Origin of the sequence: Pseudomonas syringae pv. tagetis (assembly GCF_022557255.1) — a bacterium.
In the GTDB taxonomy this organism is placed as follows: Bacteria; Pseudomonadota; Gammaproteobacteria; order Pseudomonadales; family Pseudomonadaceae; genus Aquipseudomonas; species Aquipseudomonas caricapapayae.
In genome coordinates this window covers 4863885-4881975 of record NZ_CP092923.1, presented here as the reverse complement: position 1 = coordinate 4881975, position 18091 = coordinate 4863885, and the positions used below count along the sequence as shown (strand labels likewise).

18 protein-coding genes are annotated in these 18091 nt (G+C 57.5%); 9 read left to right on the top strand and 9 right to left on the bottom strand.

Translation table 11 applies throughout. From position 1 onward, the window contains the following. Positions 1–79: 79 nt before the first annotated feature. Positions 80–319, top strand: coding sequence for a PLDc N-terminal domain-containing protein (locus MME58_RS21710; protein ID WP_054988560.1), 240 nt, complete (start codon positions 80–82; stop codon positions 317–319). A 189-nt stretch (positions 320–508) separates the two neighbouring features. Further along, entirely contained in the window at positions 509–703 is a 195-nt protein-coding gene (locus MME58_RS21705) for a hypothetical protein (RefSeq protein WP_055006685.1), read from the top strand. A 255-nt stretch (positions 704–958) separates the two neighbouring features. Here the strand turns inward: MME58_RS21705 and MME58_RS21700 are convergent, their stop codons facing one another. The 3 genes from MME58_RS21700 to MME58_RS21690 all read right to left on the bottom strand — a co-directional run bounded on the left by MME58_RS21700 (position 959) and on the right by MME58_RS21690 (position 4081). After that, positions 959–1159 carry a hypothetical protein gene (locus MME58_RS21700; protein ID WP_054988562.1) on the bottom strand — a complete coding sequence of 67 codons (201 nt, stop codon included), beginning with the start codon at positions 1157–1159 and terminating at the stop codon, positions 959–961. Between the two features lie 221 nt (positions 1160–1380). After that, complete coding sequence (locus MME58_RS21695) at positions 1381–2166, bottom strand: sulfite exporter TauE/SafE family protein (protein ID WP_054988563.1); 786 nt, start codon at positions 2164–2166, stop codon at positions 1381–1383. Positions 2167–2257: 91 nt separating this feature from the next. Then, positions 2258–4081 carry a sensor domain-containing phosphodiesterase gene (locus tag MME58_RS21690; RefSeq protein ID WP_055006686.1) on the bottom strand — a complete coding sequence of 608 codons (1824 nt, stop codon included), beginning with the start codon at positions 4079–4081 and terminating at the stop codon, positions 2258–2260. 358 nt (positions 4082–4439) lie between these two features. Here MME58_RS21690 and MME58_RS21685 point away from each other — a divergent pair, with 358 nt between their 5' ends. After that, positions 4440–4895: a GNAT family N-acetyltransferase gene (locus MME58_RS21685; RefSeq protein WP_055006687.1), complete on the top strand. Its 456-nt coding sequence runs from the start codon at positions 4440–4442 to the stop codon at positions 4893–4895. Between the two features lie 12 nt (positions 4896–4907). Here MME58_RS21685 and MME58_RS21680 read toward each other — a convergent pair whose 3' ends face one another. After that, entirely contained in the window at positions 4908–5408 is a 501-nt protein-coding gene (locus tag MME58_RS21680) for a GAF domain-containing protein (protein ID WP_054988566.1), read from the bottom strand. Between the two features lie 338 nt (positions 5409–5746). Between MME58_RS21680 and MME58_RS21675 the strand changes: the two genes are divergently transcribed. Both MME58_RS21675 and MME58_RS21670 read left to right on the top strand, forming a co-directional pair. Further along, positions 5747–7015 (top strand): OmpP1/FadL family transporter, encoded by a 1269-nt coding sequence (locus MME58_RS21675; RefSeq protein WP_055006688.1) that lies wholly within the window; start codon positions 5747–5749, stop codon positions 7013–7015. Between the two features lie 224 nt (positions 7016–7239). Further along, a complete protein-coding gene (locus MME58_RS21670) occupies positions 7240–7737 on the top strand; it encodes a hypothetical protein (protein ID WP_055006689.1) in 498 nt (165 codons plus the stop codon). A 51-nt stretch (positions 7738–7788) separates the two neighbouring features. Here the strand turns inward: MME58_RS21670 and MME58_RS21665 are convergent, their stop codons facing one another. The 5 genes from MME58_RS21665 to MME58_RS21645 all read right to left on the bottom strand — a co-directional run bounded on the left by MME58_RS21665 (position 7789) and on the right by MME58_RS21645 (position 13946). Beyond that, positions 7789–9378: a hybrid sensor histidine kinase/response regulator gene (locus MME58_RS21665; protein WP_054988585.1), complete on the bottom strand. Its 1590-nt coding sequence runs from the start codon at positions 9376–9378 to the stop codon at positions 7789–7791. A 46-nt stretch (positions 9379–9424) separates the two neighbouring features. Further along, positions 9425–10054 (bottom strand): response regulator, encoded by a 630-nt coding sequence (locus MME58_RS21660; RefSeq protein WP_054988569.1) that lies wholly within the window; start codon positions 10052–10054, stop codon positions 9425–9427. Positions 10055–10267: 213 nt separating this feature from the next. Beyond that, entirely contained in the window at positions 10268–11893 is a 1626-nt protein-coding gene (locus MME58_RS21655; protein WP_055006690.1) for a methyl-accepting chemotaxis protein, read from the bottom strand. 270 nt (positions 11894–12163) lie between these two features. Beyond that, positions 12164–13087, bottom strand: a complete 924-nt coding sequence (locus tag MME58_RS21650; RefSeq protein ID WP_055006691.1) for a proline iminopeptidase-family hydrolase — start codon at positions 13085–13087, stop codon at positions 12164–12166. 94 nt (positions 13088–13181) lie between these two features. Next, positions 13182–13946, bottom strand: a complete 765-nt coding sequence (locus MME58_RS21645; RefSeq protein WP_054988572.1) for a LuxR family transcriptional regulator — start codon at positions 13944–13946, stop codon at positions 13182–13184. A gap of 338 nt (positions 13947–14284) precedes the next feature. Here MME58_RS21645 and MME58_RS21640 point away from each other — a divergent pair, with 338 nt between their 5' ends. The 4 genes from MME58_RS21640 to MME58_RS21625 are packed head-to-tail and all read left to right on the top strand — an operon-like array spanning position 14285 to position 18058. Then, on the top strand, positions 14285–15232 hold the full coding sequence (locus MME58_RS21640) for an ABC transporter permease (protein WP_054988573.1): 948 nt from the start codon (positions 14285–14287) through the stop codon (positions 15230–15232). Beyond that, positions 15229–16092, top strand: a complete 864-nt coding sequence (locus MME58_RS21635; protein WP_054988574.1) for an ABC transporter permease — start codon at positions 15229–15231, stop codon at positions 16090–16092. Before MME58_RS21640 ends, MME58_RS21635 begins: the two co-directional genes overlap by 4 nt. Beyond that, complete coding sequence (locus MME58_RS21630) at positions 16089–17081, top strand: ABC transporter ATP-binding protein (protein ID WP_054988575.1); 993 nt, start codon at positions 16089–16091, stop codon at positions 17079–17081. Before MME58_RS21635 ends, MME58_RS21630 begins: the two co-directional genes overlap by 4 nt. Further along, entirely contained in the window at positions 17078–18058 is a 981-nt protein-coding gene (locus tag MME58_RS21625; protein ID WP_054988576.1) for an ABC transporter ATP-binding protein, read from the top strand. The genes MME58_RS21630 and MME58_RS21625 overlap by 4 nt, the downstream gene beginning before the upstream one ends. The last annotated feature ends 33 nt before the right edge of the window (positions 18059–18091 follow it).

The following is an 18091-nucleotide window of genomic DNA, read 5'->3' as shown; positions in this document are numbered from 1 at the left end:
ACTTTAGGCCGCTTTCTGGCCTCTTCTACAGTAGGGCAGCCGATCTGGCTGCCTTCGTTGATGGTGCAGGAGATTTCAAATGGGTTGGATATCGGAAAATCATTTGTGGTTGTTCGCAGCGCTGACTGCCCTGATCGTGATTTCGGACATCTGGGCGGTAATGCGTATTCGCAAGAGCAAGACACAATCCAGCAACAAGCTGATGTGGATCATTGTCGTTGTTGCCGTGCCGATTATCGGCGTCCTGGCTCTGCTGGTCGCTGGCCCGCGCCATGTGGATACGCCTGCCAGACCTGAGCAGCAAAGCACCAAGTACTGACCTCGCCTTCTGGAAATACCCCGTCTGCGGGCGTGGGTATTTCTCTTGTAGATCGCTCATTCCTGTTTCGCAGACTCTCTTTTCACAAAGAGGTGCTGACGGCTGGCAAAAACAAAAATCTCTGCAATCCTTCTGTCATGGTGAGGTGGTTATATGCTCGCCATCCAGACCCGGACAAGGAGAGAGCACATGTCGATCATTACCAAGTGGGCGCTGCAGGCGGTTGCATTGTTTGTATTGGGCTGGGTGGCAACGACGACAGCGAACTGGAGCAATACCACGGCCAATGGCACGGGCAGTGATCGTCTGGCAGAGCTGAGCGCCGGCGTACTGAGCAGCCCGGTTGTGACCGCTGCTTCATCGCAAACAGTGCGAAGCGAATAATCCTGCCTGATCGATGGATGGAGGAGTGCCGGCACTTTTCCCCAGGCAAAAAAATGGCCCACAACGGGGTGGGCCAAATGGGATTCATCAAAGGAGTAGGGTCAATTTACGCAGCCGGACGTGAAGAGGATGTGAAACGGATGTCATGGAAACGAGAAGGGAGTTAACAGGAGAAAGGTATCGCGTCGGGATGAAACAACGTTGCCAGTCGCCTGACAACGCGGTCTCGAATGATTCGGGGAGGATGTTTCGAGTCTAGCGGGCCATCGCGCTTGCGCTTCTTTCAGGTGTTGCGCGCAGCGCTGGATGAGGCAGTGAATGAGGCGCGTCGATCCTGGATTTCATGCGATCGGCAAATTCTCTGGCTTCCTGCCAACTCCGGCATTTGACCGGGTAGTCGTCCAGTTTTACAACCCAAGCAGCCCCATATACACCTTCTTCAATTCGGATGAGCATTGTTGGCATCTCCTGTCAGTGAGGGTAAGTCTGTGCCGGGTCATCGGCGCGAAAGCAGACGCACGAAATCCTGCGCCGAAAATCGGTGTCGAGCTACAAAAAATTTACACTTCCCGATGAATGCGCGCCGCCTGCAATGTTGCAGGTGCGGACGCCTTTTCACGTGTGTGGCATGTGGTCAAGCCTGACGCAGAAATATGACAAGCTGACGGGGCTGAGGATCAGAACGCCAGCTTGAAGCCGATCATGCCCAGCATAATGGCCAGAAAGGGCCGCAGCAGATCGTCGGAAATGCGCCCGGCCATATGGCTGCCCAGGTAAATCCCGGGCAGCGAACCCATCAGCAGCCAGCCCAGTAGCTCCCAGTTCATGTTGCCCATGCTTGCGTGGCCCAGACCTGCGACCAGCGTCAGCGGGACCGCGTGGGCGATTTCCGTGCCCACCAGACGCCGGGTCGGCAACAGCGGATAAAGAATGAACAAGGCCACGGTGCCGAGCGCGCCCGCACCAATGGAGGTCAGTGCGACCATGGTGCCGAGAATCAGGCCGGTGATGACCGTCAGAACTGTCAGGCTCGTACCGCTGAAAAATGAATGCCCGTCCCCGCGACCATGAGCGAAGACCAGCAGCCTTTTCTTGAACAGGACGGCCAAGGCAGTCAGCAGCAGTACATAGCCCAGTGCCTGCTTGATGATCGCGTTGAGAGCTTCAGGCGCAGCATGCAGCGTGCTCAGAAACCACAGCGTCAGCAGCACCGCCGGGACGCTGCCCAGGGTCAGCAGCCCTGTAACCTTCCAGTCGATGTTGTCATTCCTGCGATGTACCAGAACCCCACCGGACTTGGTGATCGCCGCATACAGCAGGTCCGTGCCGACTGCCGTGGCCGGGTTGATGCCGAACCACAACAGAATCGGCGTCATCAGCGAGCCGCCGCCGACCCCGGTCATGCCAACGATAAAACCGACTACCAGCCCTGCAACTACAAAACCCAGACCACCCGCTTCCATATCCAACCTTTTCAAGCAAACGCATCAGGCAAAAAGTGGCGGGCAGCATAACGGCTTGTGTTGCAAACGGTTATGAAGAAGTGTTCTAAGGTTATAACCGTTTGTCGCGCGCGACTGCGGCTTCAGCCGCTTCAGCCGCACTTTGCAGGCGCTGGGTCGGGCCCAGCCAGTTAAGCAGCGCTTCGGCTTCCATGGGCTTTGCGATCAGATAACCCTGACCTTCATCACAGCCCCACTGCTTGACCAGGCGGCGAATCTCGTCTGTCTCGATGCCCTCCGCCACCACGCAGTAGCCGAGCTTCTTGGCGAGACCGATCAATGCCTTGACCAGGCGCTGGTCGGTTTTGTCGGATGCCAGGTTGCGAATCAACGACTGGTCAAGCTTGACCGTCGTCGCGGGTAGTTGCCGCAAGTAATTCCAGTTGCTGTAGCCCGTACCGAAGTCGTCGATCGCCACGTCCATGCCCATTTGACGCATGCGTTCCAGTTGGTGACGCACTTCAGCCGGGTTGTGCATCAGCGCCCCCTCGGTGAACTCCAGCTCAAAGCGGGTGGGATCGATCTTGTGCTGACCCAGCAGGCGGATCATCCGGTCGGTGAAAGCAGGACCGGCGAGGTCCTCCGGAGTAACGTTGATCGCAATACGGAAGTCGAAGCCCTGTTGCTGCCAGCGGGCGGCCTGTTCGATGGCACTTGTCAGCACCCATATACTCAGCGGACGCATCAGCGCGGTTTTCTCGGCCAGCGGCACGAATTCGGCAGGTCCGATCGGGCCGAGTGTCGGATGATTCCAGCGCAGCAAGGCTTCCACCGACGTGCACAGGCCAGAGGCAAGGTCGATTCGCGGTTGATAGACCAGGCGCAGTTGATCGTGAGCGTGCACTGCGGCGGTCAGTGAGCTGAGCAGCTTGAAAGCACGCTGCTGGGCAGCATCGAAGTGCGGTTCATACATCGCCCAGCCCAGATCGCGGTCGCGGGCGTCGTCGGCAGCACTGATGACCATGCGCATCCAGTCCTGTTCTTCGGCGGGGTCGCGGTTCAGGGTCACAACCCCCAGGCCTACCTGCATCTGCACCGGAATACCCCGGCACTCCACGGGCGTCTCGAAGTCTTCGAGGATGGTGCGAAACAGATGCTCGGGTACGCGGTCTCCAGCCAGAAGAAAGCCGAAGCGGGTAGGACTGACCTTGTACAGCGAGCAGGTTGGCGGCAGCAGATGCTCCAGGCGGCCCTTGATCGCCGTCACCAGATCCTGGGAGAAGCTGTAGCCAAGTGCTTTGACGATGTCATTGAGGAAGGCGGAGGTGATCATGTCCACCGCCACCAACTGGTAATCAACGCTGGAGGCCAGTGCCTGATGGATGTCCTCCTGCAGGCGTGAGCGGTTGTACAGGCCTGTCGGCTGATCGATGAAGCAACTGAGGCGCAGGCCGACAATACGCTTCATGACCAGCGACGCGAACCGCTTGAGCATCTGCATCTGATGCTCGCTCATTGGCTCGCGCGGCTTGGTGTCGATCACGCACAGGCTGCCCAGGGCAATGCCGTCATCGGTGATCAGCGGGGCGCCTGCGTAGTAGCGGATATCAGGGTGGCCGGTCACCAGGCTGTTGTTCACGAAGCGTTCGTCCAAGGTCGCATCCGGTATTTCAAACAGCGTGTCGGAAAGAATCGTATAGGCACAGAAGGAAACGTTGCGTGGCGTTTCCCGGGCATTCAAGCCCACCCTGGCGCGAAACCACTGACGGTGCTCATCGACGATGGAGATCAAGGCAATCGGCGTCTGGAAGAACTCGGCGGTCATCGCCACGATTTCATCGAATACGTCGTCGGAGGTGTTTTCAAGTACGCACAGCTCCCGTATGCGCAACAGACGTTGCGTTTCATTCAGAGGAATGGGGGCACTGGCGTTCATAAAAATTCTCGGTGGGTGTTCAATGATGACTATATGACATCACGGAGCTCACTTTAACAGACCAAATCATTTCGGCCACAACCGTGAGTTAACGGTTAATCGGCCGCACGCTGTAATTTTTGAGCAACATCTGTCTTGTAGCCCTGAGAGATAAAGGCTCAGCGCCTTTGTTTGCAGCGTGTTACAAACATTGCCATTCGTCGTCTGATCGTAAATAAGCCTGACCGTCATAGTCCGTAACTATTCGCCTCTATAGCTTCTATCTATATAGATGTGTGGGCTTTGCATCGCGCTGCTGGTTTCCCGCTGCTGTGCGGTGAAACACGCTCATTCTTCAACGCAACGCAGGAACGACAACATGAACATCAAGATCCGGCCTGCCCGGACAGCAGACGCTGACAACATCAGTCGAGTGGTGTTGGCGGCCTTGCGCACCAGCAATGCCAGGGATTACCCGGTCAGTGTGATTGAGCGCGTGCAGTTGAGCTTCAGTCCGGCTGCCATTGAGCAACTCATGCAGCAGCGTTGGATGTTTGTGGCGGTCGCGGGGGAGGTTATTGTCGGCACTGCCAGCCTGGATAATCAGGTTGTGCGCTCGGTATTTGTAGACCCCGAAAAGCATCGGCAGGGGATCGGGAGTTTATTGATGGCAGAGCTGGAGCGTGTTGCCAGGGAGACCGGCGCAGGGCTGCTGGTTGTACCGTCATCCTTGACTGCGCAGGGGTTTTATACGGCGCTGGGTTTCAGGGTAGTGCGAGAGCATCGGGAAGGGGAGGAGCGCACATTGATCATGGAGCGGCAACTGCGCGCCTGAGGCAGTCCATGCCTATGCGGTGACTTCCTGCATTTCCTGCAGTTGATAGTGCGCGTACAGCGTGCTGGCGATCAGTGTGCAGAAGACTTTCAGCGTATCGAGGGTATCGGCATCGTCGAGAGGTGTAGGCAGATTGTCCAGACCGCACAGCGTGCCGAAGAAATCTCCGTTGGGGAAAATGATCGGCAACGAGAAATAGCTCTGAAAGCCATAGAGCTTCGGGATGGGGTGCTCTGCGTAGACCGCATCGGTCGCGACCTCGTTGATCACGATCGGACAATGGTGTTGACGCAACTCATTGCACAGCGTGGTTTCAAGCTTGAGCTCGTGGCCTGCCTCCAGCCCGAATCTGATTTCGTCATACACCGCGCATGCCGTCCAGCTGGTCTCGGTTACTTTGGCAATGGCTGCAAATCTCAGCCCGGTCAGCCGGGTTACCAGCCGTAGCAGGCTGGAAGTGGCTTCGATTTCACTGATGACTGCCAGCTCTGCTGAAGTCAGTTTGTTGTTCAAAATGCGTCACCCTGGTCATAAATGCACTGATGCGGCCTTGGCAGTACGCCTGGCGCTGCCGATCACGCGCAGGAAGTGATCCTGCCATACCTGATCGTGGCTTACATGAAATATCGTGTTCGTCGCCCTTAACTATTTAATGAGTTTAATGGCGCTGTCAATGTTGAGTACTTGCCCAGCGGCGTCTACTAGTACATGTGTACTATATGGATCCTATTTTTGCGTTGATAAAATCGCAGGTTTGCCAGCGCAAGGAATGCCTGAAACACCGTGCAGGTGTGTACAGGTCATTTCTTTTTCTGCCGGGCTGAATTCCATCACTGCGAGCATCGAACACCATGCACAAGACTACTCTGGGCTTCACGGTTGCCATGATTTCCACGCACTTGTACGCAGGTGGTTTTGCGCTCAACGAACAAGGCATAAGCGGCATGGGCACGGCATTCGCAGGTCGGGCATCCGCTGCCGAAGATGCCAGTACGGTGTATGGCAACCCGGCAGGTATGGCGCGTCTGGCAGGCCAGCAGATCACCGGAGGCGTCACCTTTATCGATGCCTCCACGGACATCAGTCAGGCAAGTGGACGTTCAAACGGTAACAATGACGGCGACATGGTGCCTTTCAAGGCCATCCCGTTCGGTTTTTATACACGCAGGCTGAACGAACACTGGGCCTTTGGCTTGGGCGCGTATGTGCCGTTCGGTCTGGCAACGGATTACGAGAGGGGCTTTCAGGGCCGCGCCTTTGCCAGCAAGAGCGATGCGAAAGTACTGACCCTGCAGCCAACATTGAGCTACGCCTTCAATGACCGGGTCTCGGTGGGCTTCGGGCCGACGATCAATCAGTTTGCCGGCTCGCTGGAGTCTGACCTCACACTTAACCCGGCCATCGCCGACAGTAATGTGAAAGTGAAGGGCAAGGATGTCGCGCTGGGCTTCACTGTCGGCGTTCTGGCCAGTCTGACCGATAGCACGCAGGCCGGTCTGACCTATCATTCCAGGGTGCGCTACGACCTTGATTGCCACACCGAGGTCGCCACAGGGGCAGGAACGCCCGCCCAGTTGCTCAGCAGCAATCGCTATGACTGTTCGCTACAGGTCGATACGCCTGAGTCCTACGAGCTGTCGGTCACTCAGAAGCTCACCAACGCCTGGACAGTTTATGCGGGGACAACCTGGACGCGCTGGAGCCGTCTGAAGGACCTGAGTTTCAGCACCGAGAACATCAGCCCTGCGCGCGGCGGCATACTGGCTGCGTCCCTCTCAGGCGCTATCGCTGGCGGACTGGACTGGCATGACACCTGGGCCTACGCGCTCGGTACATCGTATCGACTGGACTCGCACTGGTCGTTGCGCACCGGCATCCGACTGGACCAGTCACCGACCAGCAATACCAACCGTTCGCCGCGTACACCGACCGGTGACCGTACGATCTTCAGCGTGGGCGCGGGTTATGACGTCAGCAAGGAGCTGACACTTGATGTTGCCTACGCCTACCTCAAAGAAGAAAGCGTTGATGTCAGCCGCGCCAACGCGCTGGCCAGTTACAGCGCGCATTATCAGAACCGTGCCAGCTTTTTGGGCCTGGGGGCCACCTATCGTTTTTAACGCAGCCTCACCGAGTGCCGCCATGTTAAGTGCGAAGCCTAGTACATCCGTACTATGGTTTGCCTTTGGTTCGGCCACTTAAGCTATCCCGCTGAATAACACCTGACTTGTCGATGGCAGGCGACGTTGTACCACGTCGCTGGCCGCGTGCGCGTGACCGAAACAGGTCATGCAGCGGTGTAAACGGATCACTAACAACAGACTTGTTTTCAGAGGGAACGCGCATGGGTATTTCTCGCCATTCGGCAAATATAACAAGGTTGGCGGCGGTCATTATCGTCGCGGCGACCCTGGCGGCATGTTCAACGGGGGGCAGCAGCCCGCTCGATACAATTACCGGCGATTACAAATTTGCACCAGAGTATATAAAAGCCAACATCACACCTGACAAATCGACCAAAGAACAGATTCGGCAGGCGTTTGGCGCGCCCTACTCGGCGCAGGACAACGTTGCCAACAACAGCTCCGAGTGGTACTACGACCGTAGCGAATCCGGTCTTAATTCACTGACCAAGATGGCGGCCAAGTACTCCAATCGGTATGGGTCGGGGGACGCCGCATCAACCTTGTTTCAAGGGCAATCCCGTATAGGCGACGCCCAGGAAGTGATGGACGATGCCGGTACGCTTAGCGGTACGCAATCCACTGGAAGAAAAGCAAACATCACGCGAATCGTCATCAGGTTCAAAGGCAATGTGGTCGACTATTTCAGCACTTACTGACAACGGCCCTTTATTAGCAGGTACCTGAAAGCAATGTGTTTGGCCTCGCGGTCAGTGCGCCACCGGGCCGGCCTTGAAGCTCAATAGCAGCGAGCGCAGTTCGACGGGCCTGACCGGTTTCGACAGGACCGGGATGTCAGGATCGTTCAGCGTCTGCCGGACGTGCTGGAGTTCATGGCCGGTAATCACGATGGCCGGTATGCGCCGTCCCTGCAGCCCGCTCAGGTAGGCAATACAGTCGGCCCCCGATGCCGTACGGTCCAGGTCGAAGTCCGTCACCACCAGGTCACAGTCGACACTGATCTCGGGGATGGCGCTGAAGGTCTGTACCTCGCAGCCCCACCTGCGCAGCAACATGGCAGTGGCTTCAAGCACGTTGCGATTGTCTTCGATCAGCATGACTCGCAGCCCGGAAAGCAGGCGTGTGTTCCAGTTGATGTCGAGGCTGTTGACCGGCTGGCTGGCAGCCACGGCCTTCAGGCCGCTGACGATCACCGCGGTGCCGCGCTCCGGCACCGAACTGATATTGACCCGCAGGTTCATGAGCCTGGCAATGCGGCTGACAATACTGAGCCCCAGGCCAACGCCCTCAATGTCACGATCACGTTTCTCGCGGACGCGATAGAACTCGTTGCACAAGTGTGGCAAATGCTCGGCAGGAATGCCGCGTCCCTGATCATACACACCGATGCTGACGGTTCCTTTATGCCGACGACAGCCAATCAATATCGGCTTGCCCGGCGCATATTTGAACGCATTGGAGACAAGATTCTGCAGCAATGTGCGCAGTAACGCGGGGTCGGTCCATACATGACAGTGGCCGCTGTGCACGCGAATATCCACGCCAGCCCATGTAGCGGCTTCGCTGTTCTGAGTGGCCAGCCCGTTGAGCAGTGCATCCAGATCGACGGACTCCGGACGGGGAACGACTTCGCCCTGATTGAGGGTGTAGATGTCCAGCAGCGAGCGAAACAGTTGTTCTACCGCACTCAATGCCCGGTCGATGTTACTTACCAGGCGTTGTTCGTTATCCCCCAGAGGGGCATCGCGCAGGCAGGCGGTGAACAGGCTGATGGAGTGGATCGGCTGGCGCAGGTCATGGCTGGCCTGGGCCAGAAACCTTGATTTGGCCTGGTTGGCCTCCTGGGTTTCTTCAAGCGCCATGTGCAGTCGGCCCAGCAGGAAATAGACAAACAACGGCAGGACCAGCATGGTCAGGATCATCATGACGGCGACAGCATGGTGTTCACGCAGAAACGGCGTGAGCGCGATGATGATCATCAATGAAATCATGGCAAAACCGGTTGCCAGCAACAGGTAGTTGCGGCCATAACGCATGCCGTAGCCGACCGTCATGCTCAGCATCACCGAATACACAGGCAACATGGCTTCGCCACCAACGGAGATGGTCACGATCCCCGCCAGATTGTCGGTGACCAGTGCAAACAGGCGCCGTCTGCTCGAGGCTCCCGGTCGCTGGGCAATGCGGATGATCAAACCCACCGTGACAATGCCGAAGCCCATGCAATAAGCAACGATCACGAACAGCTTGTTCTCTGACATTTCTCCCAGCCCATACGCGATCAGAGCGTAAAGGAGCGAGGTGGCAATGACCGCCATGCGCAATAGCGCCTGAGTCATTTCCAGATCTATTCGCTGAGGCAGTAACGACATTGTGGCTCCCGGCTCAGTGCTGTTTGCCGGCCAGGCTTGAAAACTGTGCAGCGGCGGCCGATCGGGTGGACACGCCAAGTGCCTTCAGCAGGCTGGATACATGAATACGCACGGTAAAGGGTGAAATACCCAGGTCCCTGGCTATTTCCTTATTAGTCTTTCCGGACGCCACAAGCCCCAGCACTTCTCTTTGGCGTACGGTCAGATGGCTGATTGCGCTGGTGTCCAGATCGCTCAGGATCGAGCCTTCGGGCTTGTACTTGACCACCACTTCACCGTCGCGGATTGCGATGATGGATTCGGCAATTTCCAGAGGATCTATGTTTTTGCCAATGAAGCCATCCGCACCCTGAGACATGACCTGTGAAATGGTTTCCAGGTCATCGACCATCGATACCACAATGATCGACGTACGTTTGAACTCACTGCGCAGGCTGCCGATAGTCTGTATGGAAGTAAGCCCCGGAAAGCGCAGGTCGAGCACCAGCGTGTCGACTTCATCACCCTGGCGTGCAAGGGCGAGTACTTCATCCATATTGCCTGCTTCTTCCAGGGTTGCTTCAGGTATCAGCCGCTCGATAGTGCGCAGCATGCCCTCACGAAATAGCGGGTGATCGTCCGCCACGATGATTCTGCAAGGCATACCTCATACTTCCCGTATTCAAGTAGCGCGCATCATACCTGATCGGACGTATTTGTATCGTTAATGAAACAAGTGAAAAGCCACTTTAATCGCTGTCGGGTAGTGGCATTTTGTTATTGTCTTTTTGCCAAAAATGGCACTGGCGCTGTAAAAAGGTGCAGCCGACGAATCGGCTGCCCTGGCGTCACGCCTTTTTATGGATCCCGTTTTAAATCACGTCTTGAAACGCAGTACCAGATCATTCAAGTTGACCGCTAATTGCGAAAGTTCAGTACTGGCGATCAATGTTTGTCGGGTGCCTTCGCTGCTCTGTACTGCCAGGTCACGAATGCTGATCAGGCTTCTATCGACATCGCGCGCTACATGCGCCTGCTGTTCGGATGCGGCAGCGATTTGCAGGTTACGGTTATTGATCTCCAGTACCGAATCGGTGATCTGACGCAACGACTGCCCGGCGTCTTCCGCGGTCTTGCGAGTGCTGTGCACTTCCAGGGTACTTTTTTGCATGGATTCGACCGTGGCGGTAGAGCCGGCCTGAATCGCCGAGATCATCTGTTCGACTTCTTGAGTAGACGTTTGTGTGCGATGTGCCAGAGCGCGTACTTCATCAGCCACCACGGCAAAACCGCGGCCCTGTTCACCAGCGCGAGCGGCTTCGATAGCGGCGTTCAATGCCAGCAGATTGGTCTGTTCCGCAATCCCGCGAATCACGCCCAGCACCTTGCTGATGTCCTGAGCCTGGCCTGCCAGGGCGGTGACTTGGGCAGAAGAGCCTTCGACCAGGCCCGTCAGATTCTGCATGGCGTTCAGTGTTTCGGTAACGCGCTGGTTGCCCAGATCGGCGGAAATGCTCGACTGCTGGGCGGCCTGGGAGGTGGACGTAGCATTACGAGCGACCTCTTCTACGGCAGCACTCATTTCGGTTACTGCGGTGGCCGCCTGCTCGATTTCGCTGTTCTGTTGCTGCAGTGTGCGATCGGCGCTTTCGGTGATCGATGTCATCTCGACGGCGGCAGTGCTCAACTGGGCGGACGCGCCCGATATCTCCTGAATCGTGCTGCGCAGGTTGCCCGACATCGTGTTCAGTGCGTTCATCAAACGTGACGCTTCATCGCTGCCGGTGACGCCCAGTTGCCGGGTCAGGTCGCCTGCGGCGATGTCTTCTGCCAGTTTGAGGGAGATGCCGATCGGATCGACAATACTGCGTGTCAGGGTAACCGCCAGAACCACTGTCAGAAGGCACGCCACGACAACCACCGTCAGTAACACATTGACACTGTGGTTATAAACGGCGGTGGCATCTTTCCCGGAACTCACGGCTTCTTCAGCGTTGTGACCGCGCAGCGTGGAAAGTTTTTCCTGATAGGCGCTGGCCCGTTGAACCTGCTCTGCGTTCGCAAAGGAAACGGCTTTTTCATGATCGGAGCTGTCCATGGCGATGATCTGTTTTACACCGTCGATGTAGGCTCCCATCTTGCTGTTGGCGTCTTCGAATTGCGCACGGTCGGTTTCACCCGAAATCAGATTTTTCCGATAGAACTCGCTGTTCGACCGGAGCGCTTCGATAGCTTCCCGGACTTTGGCTTCCGCAGTGCTGTGTACGGCGGGATCGGTACTGGCCAGCATTCTGATGCTTTCCAGGCGGGCGTGAAGCAGGGCGATCTGAATGTCGTCGACCACCTGAATACTGGGCAGCGAGTTTTCTTCTATGTTCTGTTCGGCCGTGCGCAGATGGTCGATCTGCACGTAGGAGAATCCACCGAGACCAATCAGCAGCAAGGTAATAACGCCAAAAAACAGGGATGCCCTGCGTGAGATATTCAATGATCTGAGGTTCATGATTGCCTCCGGCGGCAAAAAACAGGCGAAAGGGGATACATTCCTTTCCAATAACTGTTTTTCTGCCGAAGCAGGGAGAGCTTTAATAAATAGCGATGAAAGTTATTTCATTATTGACTTGGCTGTATTGAGGGGCTGTTAAGTCATTGTGTGGACTGGAGAAAATCCCGTTGCGCAGTGAATAAAATAAACGGCTTGCCTTGCCCGCTGTCACTAAAGTATTAACTCTAATAATTCAGGTTTTGACGGGCATAACCGCCGGACTGACTGTTACGCCGCCGAGGCGTTACCCGTAACAACCAGTGTGTCCAGAAAACCTGCAACGCGGCCCATGCACGCCATGCGTTCTTCCACGTGAGGCATGTGACTGGACTCTTCGAAAATCGACCAGCAAATATTAGGAATATTATCCACATAGGGTTTTACGACTAGCCGTGTGGCCTCGTCATACTCTCCGGAAATCAGCAGCGTGGGGACCTCAATGGATGACAGGCGATCGACGATGGTCCAGTCCTTCATCGTACCGATGACGTGAAACTCGGTAGGGCCATTCATGGCGTGATACACCGTCGGGTCCGCGTCGATCTGGTCGAAGGTTCGTTTAACCTCCTCCGGCCAAGGGGTGATGCGACAGACATGACGGTCATAAAATGCCCGTGAGGCTTTCAGGTACTCAGGGTCAGTCAACGTTCCTGCCTGTTCGTGCTTGAGTAATGCAGCCTGCACCTCTGCCGGCAATGCCTCGCGCAGTCGATTGGCTTCGCTGACCCAGGTGCGCATGTCAGCAGGTGAGTTGGCAATAATCAGCGCCTTCAGCCCCGTGGGTTTGAGTACCGCATGCTCCGACGCCAGCATGCCACCCCAGGATTGGCCCAGCAGAGCGTAGTTATCCTTGAGGCCCAGATGCTCAAGCAGGTTGTCCAGCTCACGCAGGAACAGATCCACCGTCCAGAACTCATTGCCTTGTCCGGGAAGTCGCGTGGATTTTCCGTTACCCAGTTGATCATAGTGAATCACCGCCCGACCGGTACTGGCGAGGTCCTTGAACGAATCCACGTAATCATGGGTACAGCCGGGGCCGCCGTGCAGGATGACCAAGGGCGCGCGAGGGCCGTGCACATCGCCAGTGATGCGATACCACGTCTGATAGTTGCCAAAAGGGGCAAAACCTTCCTTGATCGTTATCTCTGCCATGTCGCCGGTCCCTGCTGGATAGTTCGGGGCACCATAGCGCGGCGTCTTGCGTCTCATAACTATAGAAAATGATAGGTTTTGGCCAATAAGCCGGTCAGTGGTCGAGTAACCGGTAATGAACCGCACGCACTACAGCCTGCACCCGGTTTTTCGCGCCCAGTTTCTGCATGGCCGAGTTCAGGTGCAGCGTCACCGTGGCGACCGAACGGTTGAGCTGATCGGCGATCTCCCTGGCTGTCAGGCCCTCGGCGGACCAGCTCAGGCATTCGCGCTCGCGCCGGGTAAGCCTGATGGCATTGCAGGAGCGCATCTTCTGGTCAAACAGCGGATAGGCAACTTCCTGAAAAGCGTGAGCGAGCAAGCCGAACTCGGCCAGGCTCTGGCGGGCATCTTCCAGCGCGACGTCGCTGCTGTCGGAGCACAGGCCGGTCAGGGTGGCGAAACCGCCTTTGGGCATGTGAATAGGCACCGTCACGCCACACGTCATGTGTGAATCGTGCAGGTAACGCACCACGGGTTTGTGCATATCGGTGATGAAGGTCTGCAGCACGGTCTCGGCCTTGGGCTGATATGACCATACGAACGGCGAGACGCTGGCAACGGCCAGGTGTTGCACCGGGTCGATCTGGTAATAGCCCTGACTGCACCAGAGTGCATGCCAGTCTGCGGGAGTGTTGCGCAATGAGAGCAGTGAAGGGGTGATCAGTGCTCCATCATGGGACACGGGCACCGGACTGTAATCGTAAATCACTGCATCGAATCCGAGATCCGATGCCAACAGCAGTGCGCAATCCATTTGCTGATCCAGCGTGGATGCAGATTGCAGCCGCGAATTGAAATCCGACAACCTGATATGCATGGCATGACCTCCTTTGTCATTGAGCCTGTGCGGGGTCTTAATATAGCAATTAGCAAGGACAGTGCCACGCCTGCGTCCAATTGATTGCCAGTCCTGTAAAACCTATAAGAATTGCTAGCTGTCTGTCGCCGCAACGCGCGTTAGGGTTGATGCCATAAGCGACGTCCGGAAAGGTGAAGTGCAATGGAGTATGAGATCAGGCCGGAGGCGCGAAAAATAATCGAAGTCGACGGATGGTCAATGTTCGACTACAACTCTGCCTTGCCCTTTTACGTTGAGGGGGTGGCGGCGTACTTTCCGGTCCTGCTGAATTTTCTGTCACAGCATCGGGGCGTCTGATGAATCTGGGTCGTTATCGTTTCATTCTCCAGCGTCCGTTGCAGTTGCTGCCGGTGCTGTTCGGCATCAGCCTGGTGACCTTCGTTCTGGTGCGTTCTATTCCTGGCGATCCGGCGCGCATTCTGCTGGGGGCCCGCTCCACGCCGCAGGCACTGGCCAATATCCGTGCTCAGTACGGGTTGGACGAGCCGTTGTGGACGCAATATGGGTACTTCATGAAAAACCTGTTGCAGGGCGATATGGGCAAGTCGCTGCTGTACAAGATCGACGTGCTCAAATTGATCGTTACCCGGCTCGAGCCCACCTTTTTTCTGGTCTTTGGCAGCGTTCTGCTGGCGCTGTTGATCGCCGTGCCGCTAGCCACGGTCGCGGCACGCAACAAAGGCAGTTGGGGCGATAACCTGATTCGTGTCTTCACCACCACGGGGCTGGGCATGCCGGCGTTCTGGCTGGGCATCATGCTGATCCTGATGTTCAGCGTGCAGCTCGGCTGGTTTCCGGTGTCGGGCTATGGCAGCGACTGGCTGGACAAGGCCCATCACATGGTGCTGCCATGCCTGACCATCGCGCTGGCCCTGTCGGCTGTACTGATTCGCAACCTGCGCGCCAGCATGCTCATGGAGTTGCAGGCCGATCACGTCACCGCGGCTCGGGCACGTGGCGTCAGTGAAGGCGCATTGTTTCGGCGCCACGTATTACCCAATTCGCTGGTGCCCTCGATCAACCTGCTGGCAGTTAACATCGGCTGGCTGATCAGTGGCACCGTGGTTATCGAGAGCCTGTTTGCAATCCCCGGTATTGGCCAGTTGCTGGTACGCGGCATCTTCAGTCGCGATTACATGGTGGTGCAGGGCGTGGCGATGGTGCTGGCCTGTGCCACGGTGATCGTGAACTTCCTCGCCGATGTGGCCACGGTAGCGATAGACCCCCGGGTGAACATCAAATGACCGTCGCCCACGCTCAACCGCGTCCACACTGGCGTTCCCGGTTGCGTCTGCGCTTGCGCAACGGCCGACTGGCGATAGTGCTGGGTGCTTCGTTGCTGGGGTTCTGGCTGATGCTGGCGCTCTTCGCGCCGTGGCTGGCACCTTACGATCCGATCTACCAGAACACGGAAATGCGCATGCTCGCGCCGCACCTGGCGCATCCGTTTGGCACCGACAATTTTGGTCGCGACATTCTGTCCCGAGTCATCTGGGCGGCACGCGTCGATCTGCAGATATGTGTGCTCGGGGTGGTCTTCCCGTTCATGATCGGGACCTTTGTCGGTGCCTTGTCAGGCTACATTGGCGGGCGCTTCGACAACCTGTGCATGCGCGTGATCGACATCGTTCTGGCCTTTCCGTTTCTGGTGCTGATGCTGGCGATTATCGCGATTCTCGGGCCGGGCCTGAGCAGCTTCTACATCGCTATGGCACTGGTGGGCTGGGTGTCTTACGCGCGGCTGATCCGCTCACAGATTCTGGTTCTCAAGGAAAGCGATTTCGCCCTGGCCGCCAAAAGTCTGGGGTTTGGTCATTTGCGTATCCTGTTCCGGCATCTGTTGCCTAACGCAATGTTTGGCTCGGTTGTGTTTTCCATGTCCGATGCGGTTCTGGTGCTGCTCAGTGGCGCTTCGGTCAGTTACCTGGGGCTGGGCGTGCAACCGCCTCTGGCAGAGTGGGGCACGATGGTCGCCGAGGGGCAGGCTTTCCTGACGTCCGCATGGTGGATCTGCACCTTTCCGGGCCTGGCCATCGTGACGCTGGCCATGGGCTTCAGCCTGTTGGCGGATGGCGTTGCCGAAACCCTGGGAGAGCGGCAATGAGTGCACCTGTGTTGCAGGTCAGCGAGATGAGTGTGGTGGCTGATAACCGCGGCCGCGAGGTGACACTGGTCGACCGGTTGTCATTCGATCTGCACCAGGGCGAGATTCTCGGTCTGGTTGGCGAAAGCGGCTCAGGCAAGACCATGGCTTGCCGGGCGCTGATGCAATTGATGCCATCGCCAGATCTGCACGTGCGCGGTGGTTCGGTGCTGCTCGATGATGTCGATCTGTTGCAGCTGGACGCGGCCGGCATGCGCGCCATGCGAGGGCGGCGGATCGGCATGATCTTCCAGAATCCCAGTAGTCATCTGGACCCGCTGATGCGCATCGGCGACCAGATCGCCGAAGGTTTCCGTCTGCATCAGGGCGCGTCGAAGCGTGAGGCGCGGGCGCAGTCGATTGATCTGCTGCGCCAGGTCGGCATTCCCGATCCGGCTTCCCGTGTGGACAACTATCCCCATGAGTTTTCCGGCGGCATGCGTCAGCGCGCCATGATTGCCGTAGCACTTGGCTGCGGGCCACAGGTATTGATCGCCGACGAGCCGACCACTGCACTGGACGTGACGGTGCAGGCACAGATCCTGCGTCTGTTACTCGACCTGCGCGACCGTCACGGGCTGTCGTTGATCATGATTACCCACGACCTGGGCGTGGTGGCGCAAACCTGCGACTCCATCGCGGTGATGTACGCCGGCCGTCTGTGTGAACACGGCAGCAAGCGCGACGTGCTGGCCCGCGCACGTCATCCCTATACTCATGGCCTTATCGACTGCCAGCCCGCCAGCAGTGCGGGCAACGGCATGTTGCGCACCATCCCCGGTCAGCCGCCTTTGCTCGACGCACTGCCAGACGGCTGCCGTTTTCATGCCCGTTGCAGTCACGCTGGGGCCGACTGTCCTGACAAGCTACCGCTGATGCGGCCGATGGGCGTGGCCCATGCAGCCGCCTGTCACTATCCGTTGGCGCAATCCCGGGAGGCCGTTTCATGAGCGGCACCACATTGCTGAACGTCAATGATCTGGTGGTGCGCTTTCCGGCCCCTGGCTCAGGCTTCATGGGCCTCGACAAACGTTGGGTGCATGCTGTCAACGGCGTATCACTGAGCATTTGCGCGGGCGAAACGCTGGGGCTGGTGGGCGAGTCCGGCAGCGGCAAAAGCACGCTGGGTCGCGCCATTCTGCGCCTCAATGACATAACTTCCGGGCAGATCGTCTTCGATGATGTCGACATGGCCCAAGGCAGCGGCATCAATCTGCAACGCCTGCGCAGCGAAACCGCGATGGTCTTTCAGGACCCGTCCTCTTCGCTCAATCCGCGCATGACCATTGGTGCCACACTGGCCGAAGTGCTGAAAGTGCAGCGCAAGGTCGCCCCATCCGAGATACCGGCGCGAGTTCTCGAACTGCTCGATATGGTCGGTCTGCGGCCCGAATTTGCCGAGCGCAAACCCGGCGGCTTGAGCGGGGGGCAATGTCAGCGTGTCGGCATTGCCCGTGCGCTGGCCATCGAGCCGCGGCTGATCATTGCCGACGAATGCGTAGCGGCGCTGGACGTATCGATTCAGGGGCAGATCATCAACCTGCTGCTGGAACTGCGCCAGCGCATGAACCTGGCGATTCTGTTCATTGCCCATGACCTGGCCATCGTACGTCGCCTGTGCGACCGGGTGGCGGTGATGTACCTGGGCAAAATCGTCGAAGAGGGCCCGGTCGAAGACGTTTTTCTCACGCCGCGCCATCCCTACACCGCCGCGCTGATTCAAGCGATCCCCGAAATCGATCCGGATCGTCCTTTGCCCGGCGAACCCTTGCAGGGCGAGCCTCCAAGCCCGCTGCACTTGCCCGACGGCTGCGCCTTTCACCCGCGCTGCCGGTTTGCCAGATCGACCTGTTCCAGTGTCGTACCGCCCACCCGCTACGTCGGCGAGCAGCGCTACGACTGTGTGCTTGATACCCCCGTCTTTTGATCCAGACCTATAACAACATCTGTCCCGACACCG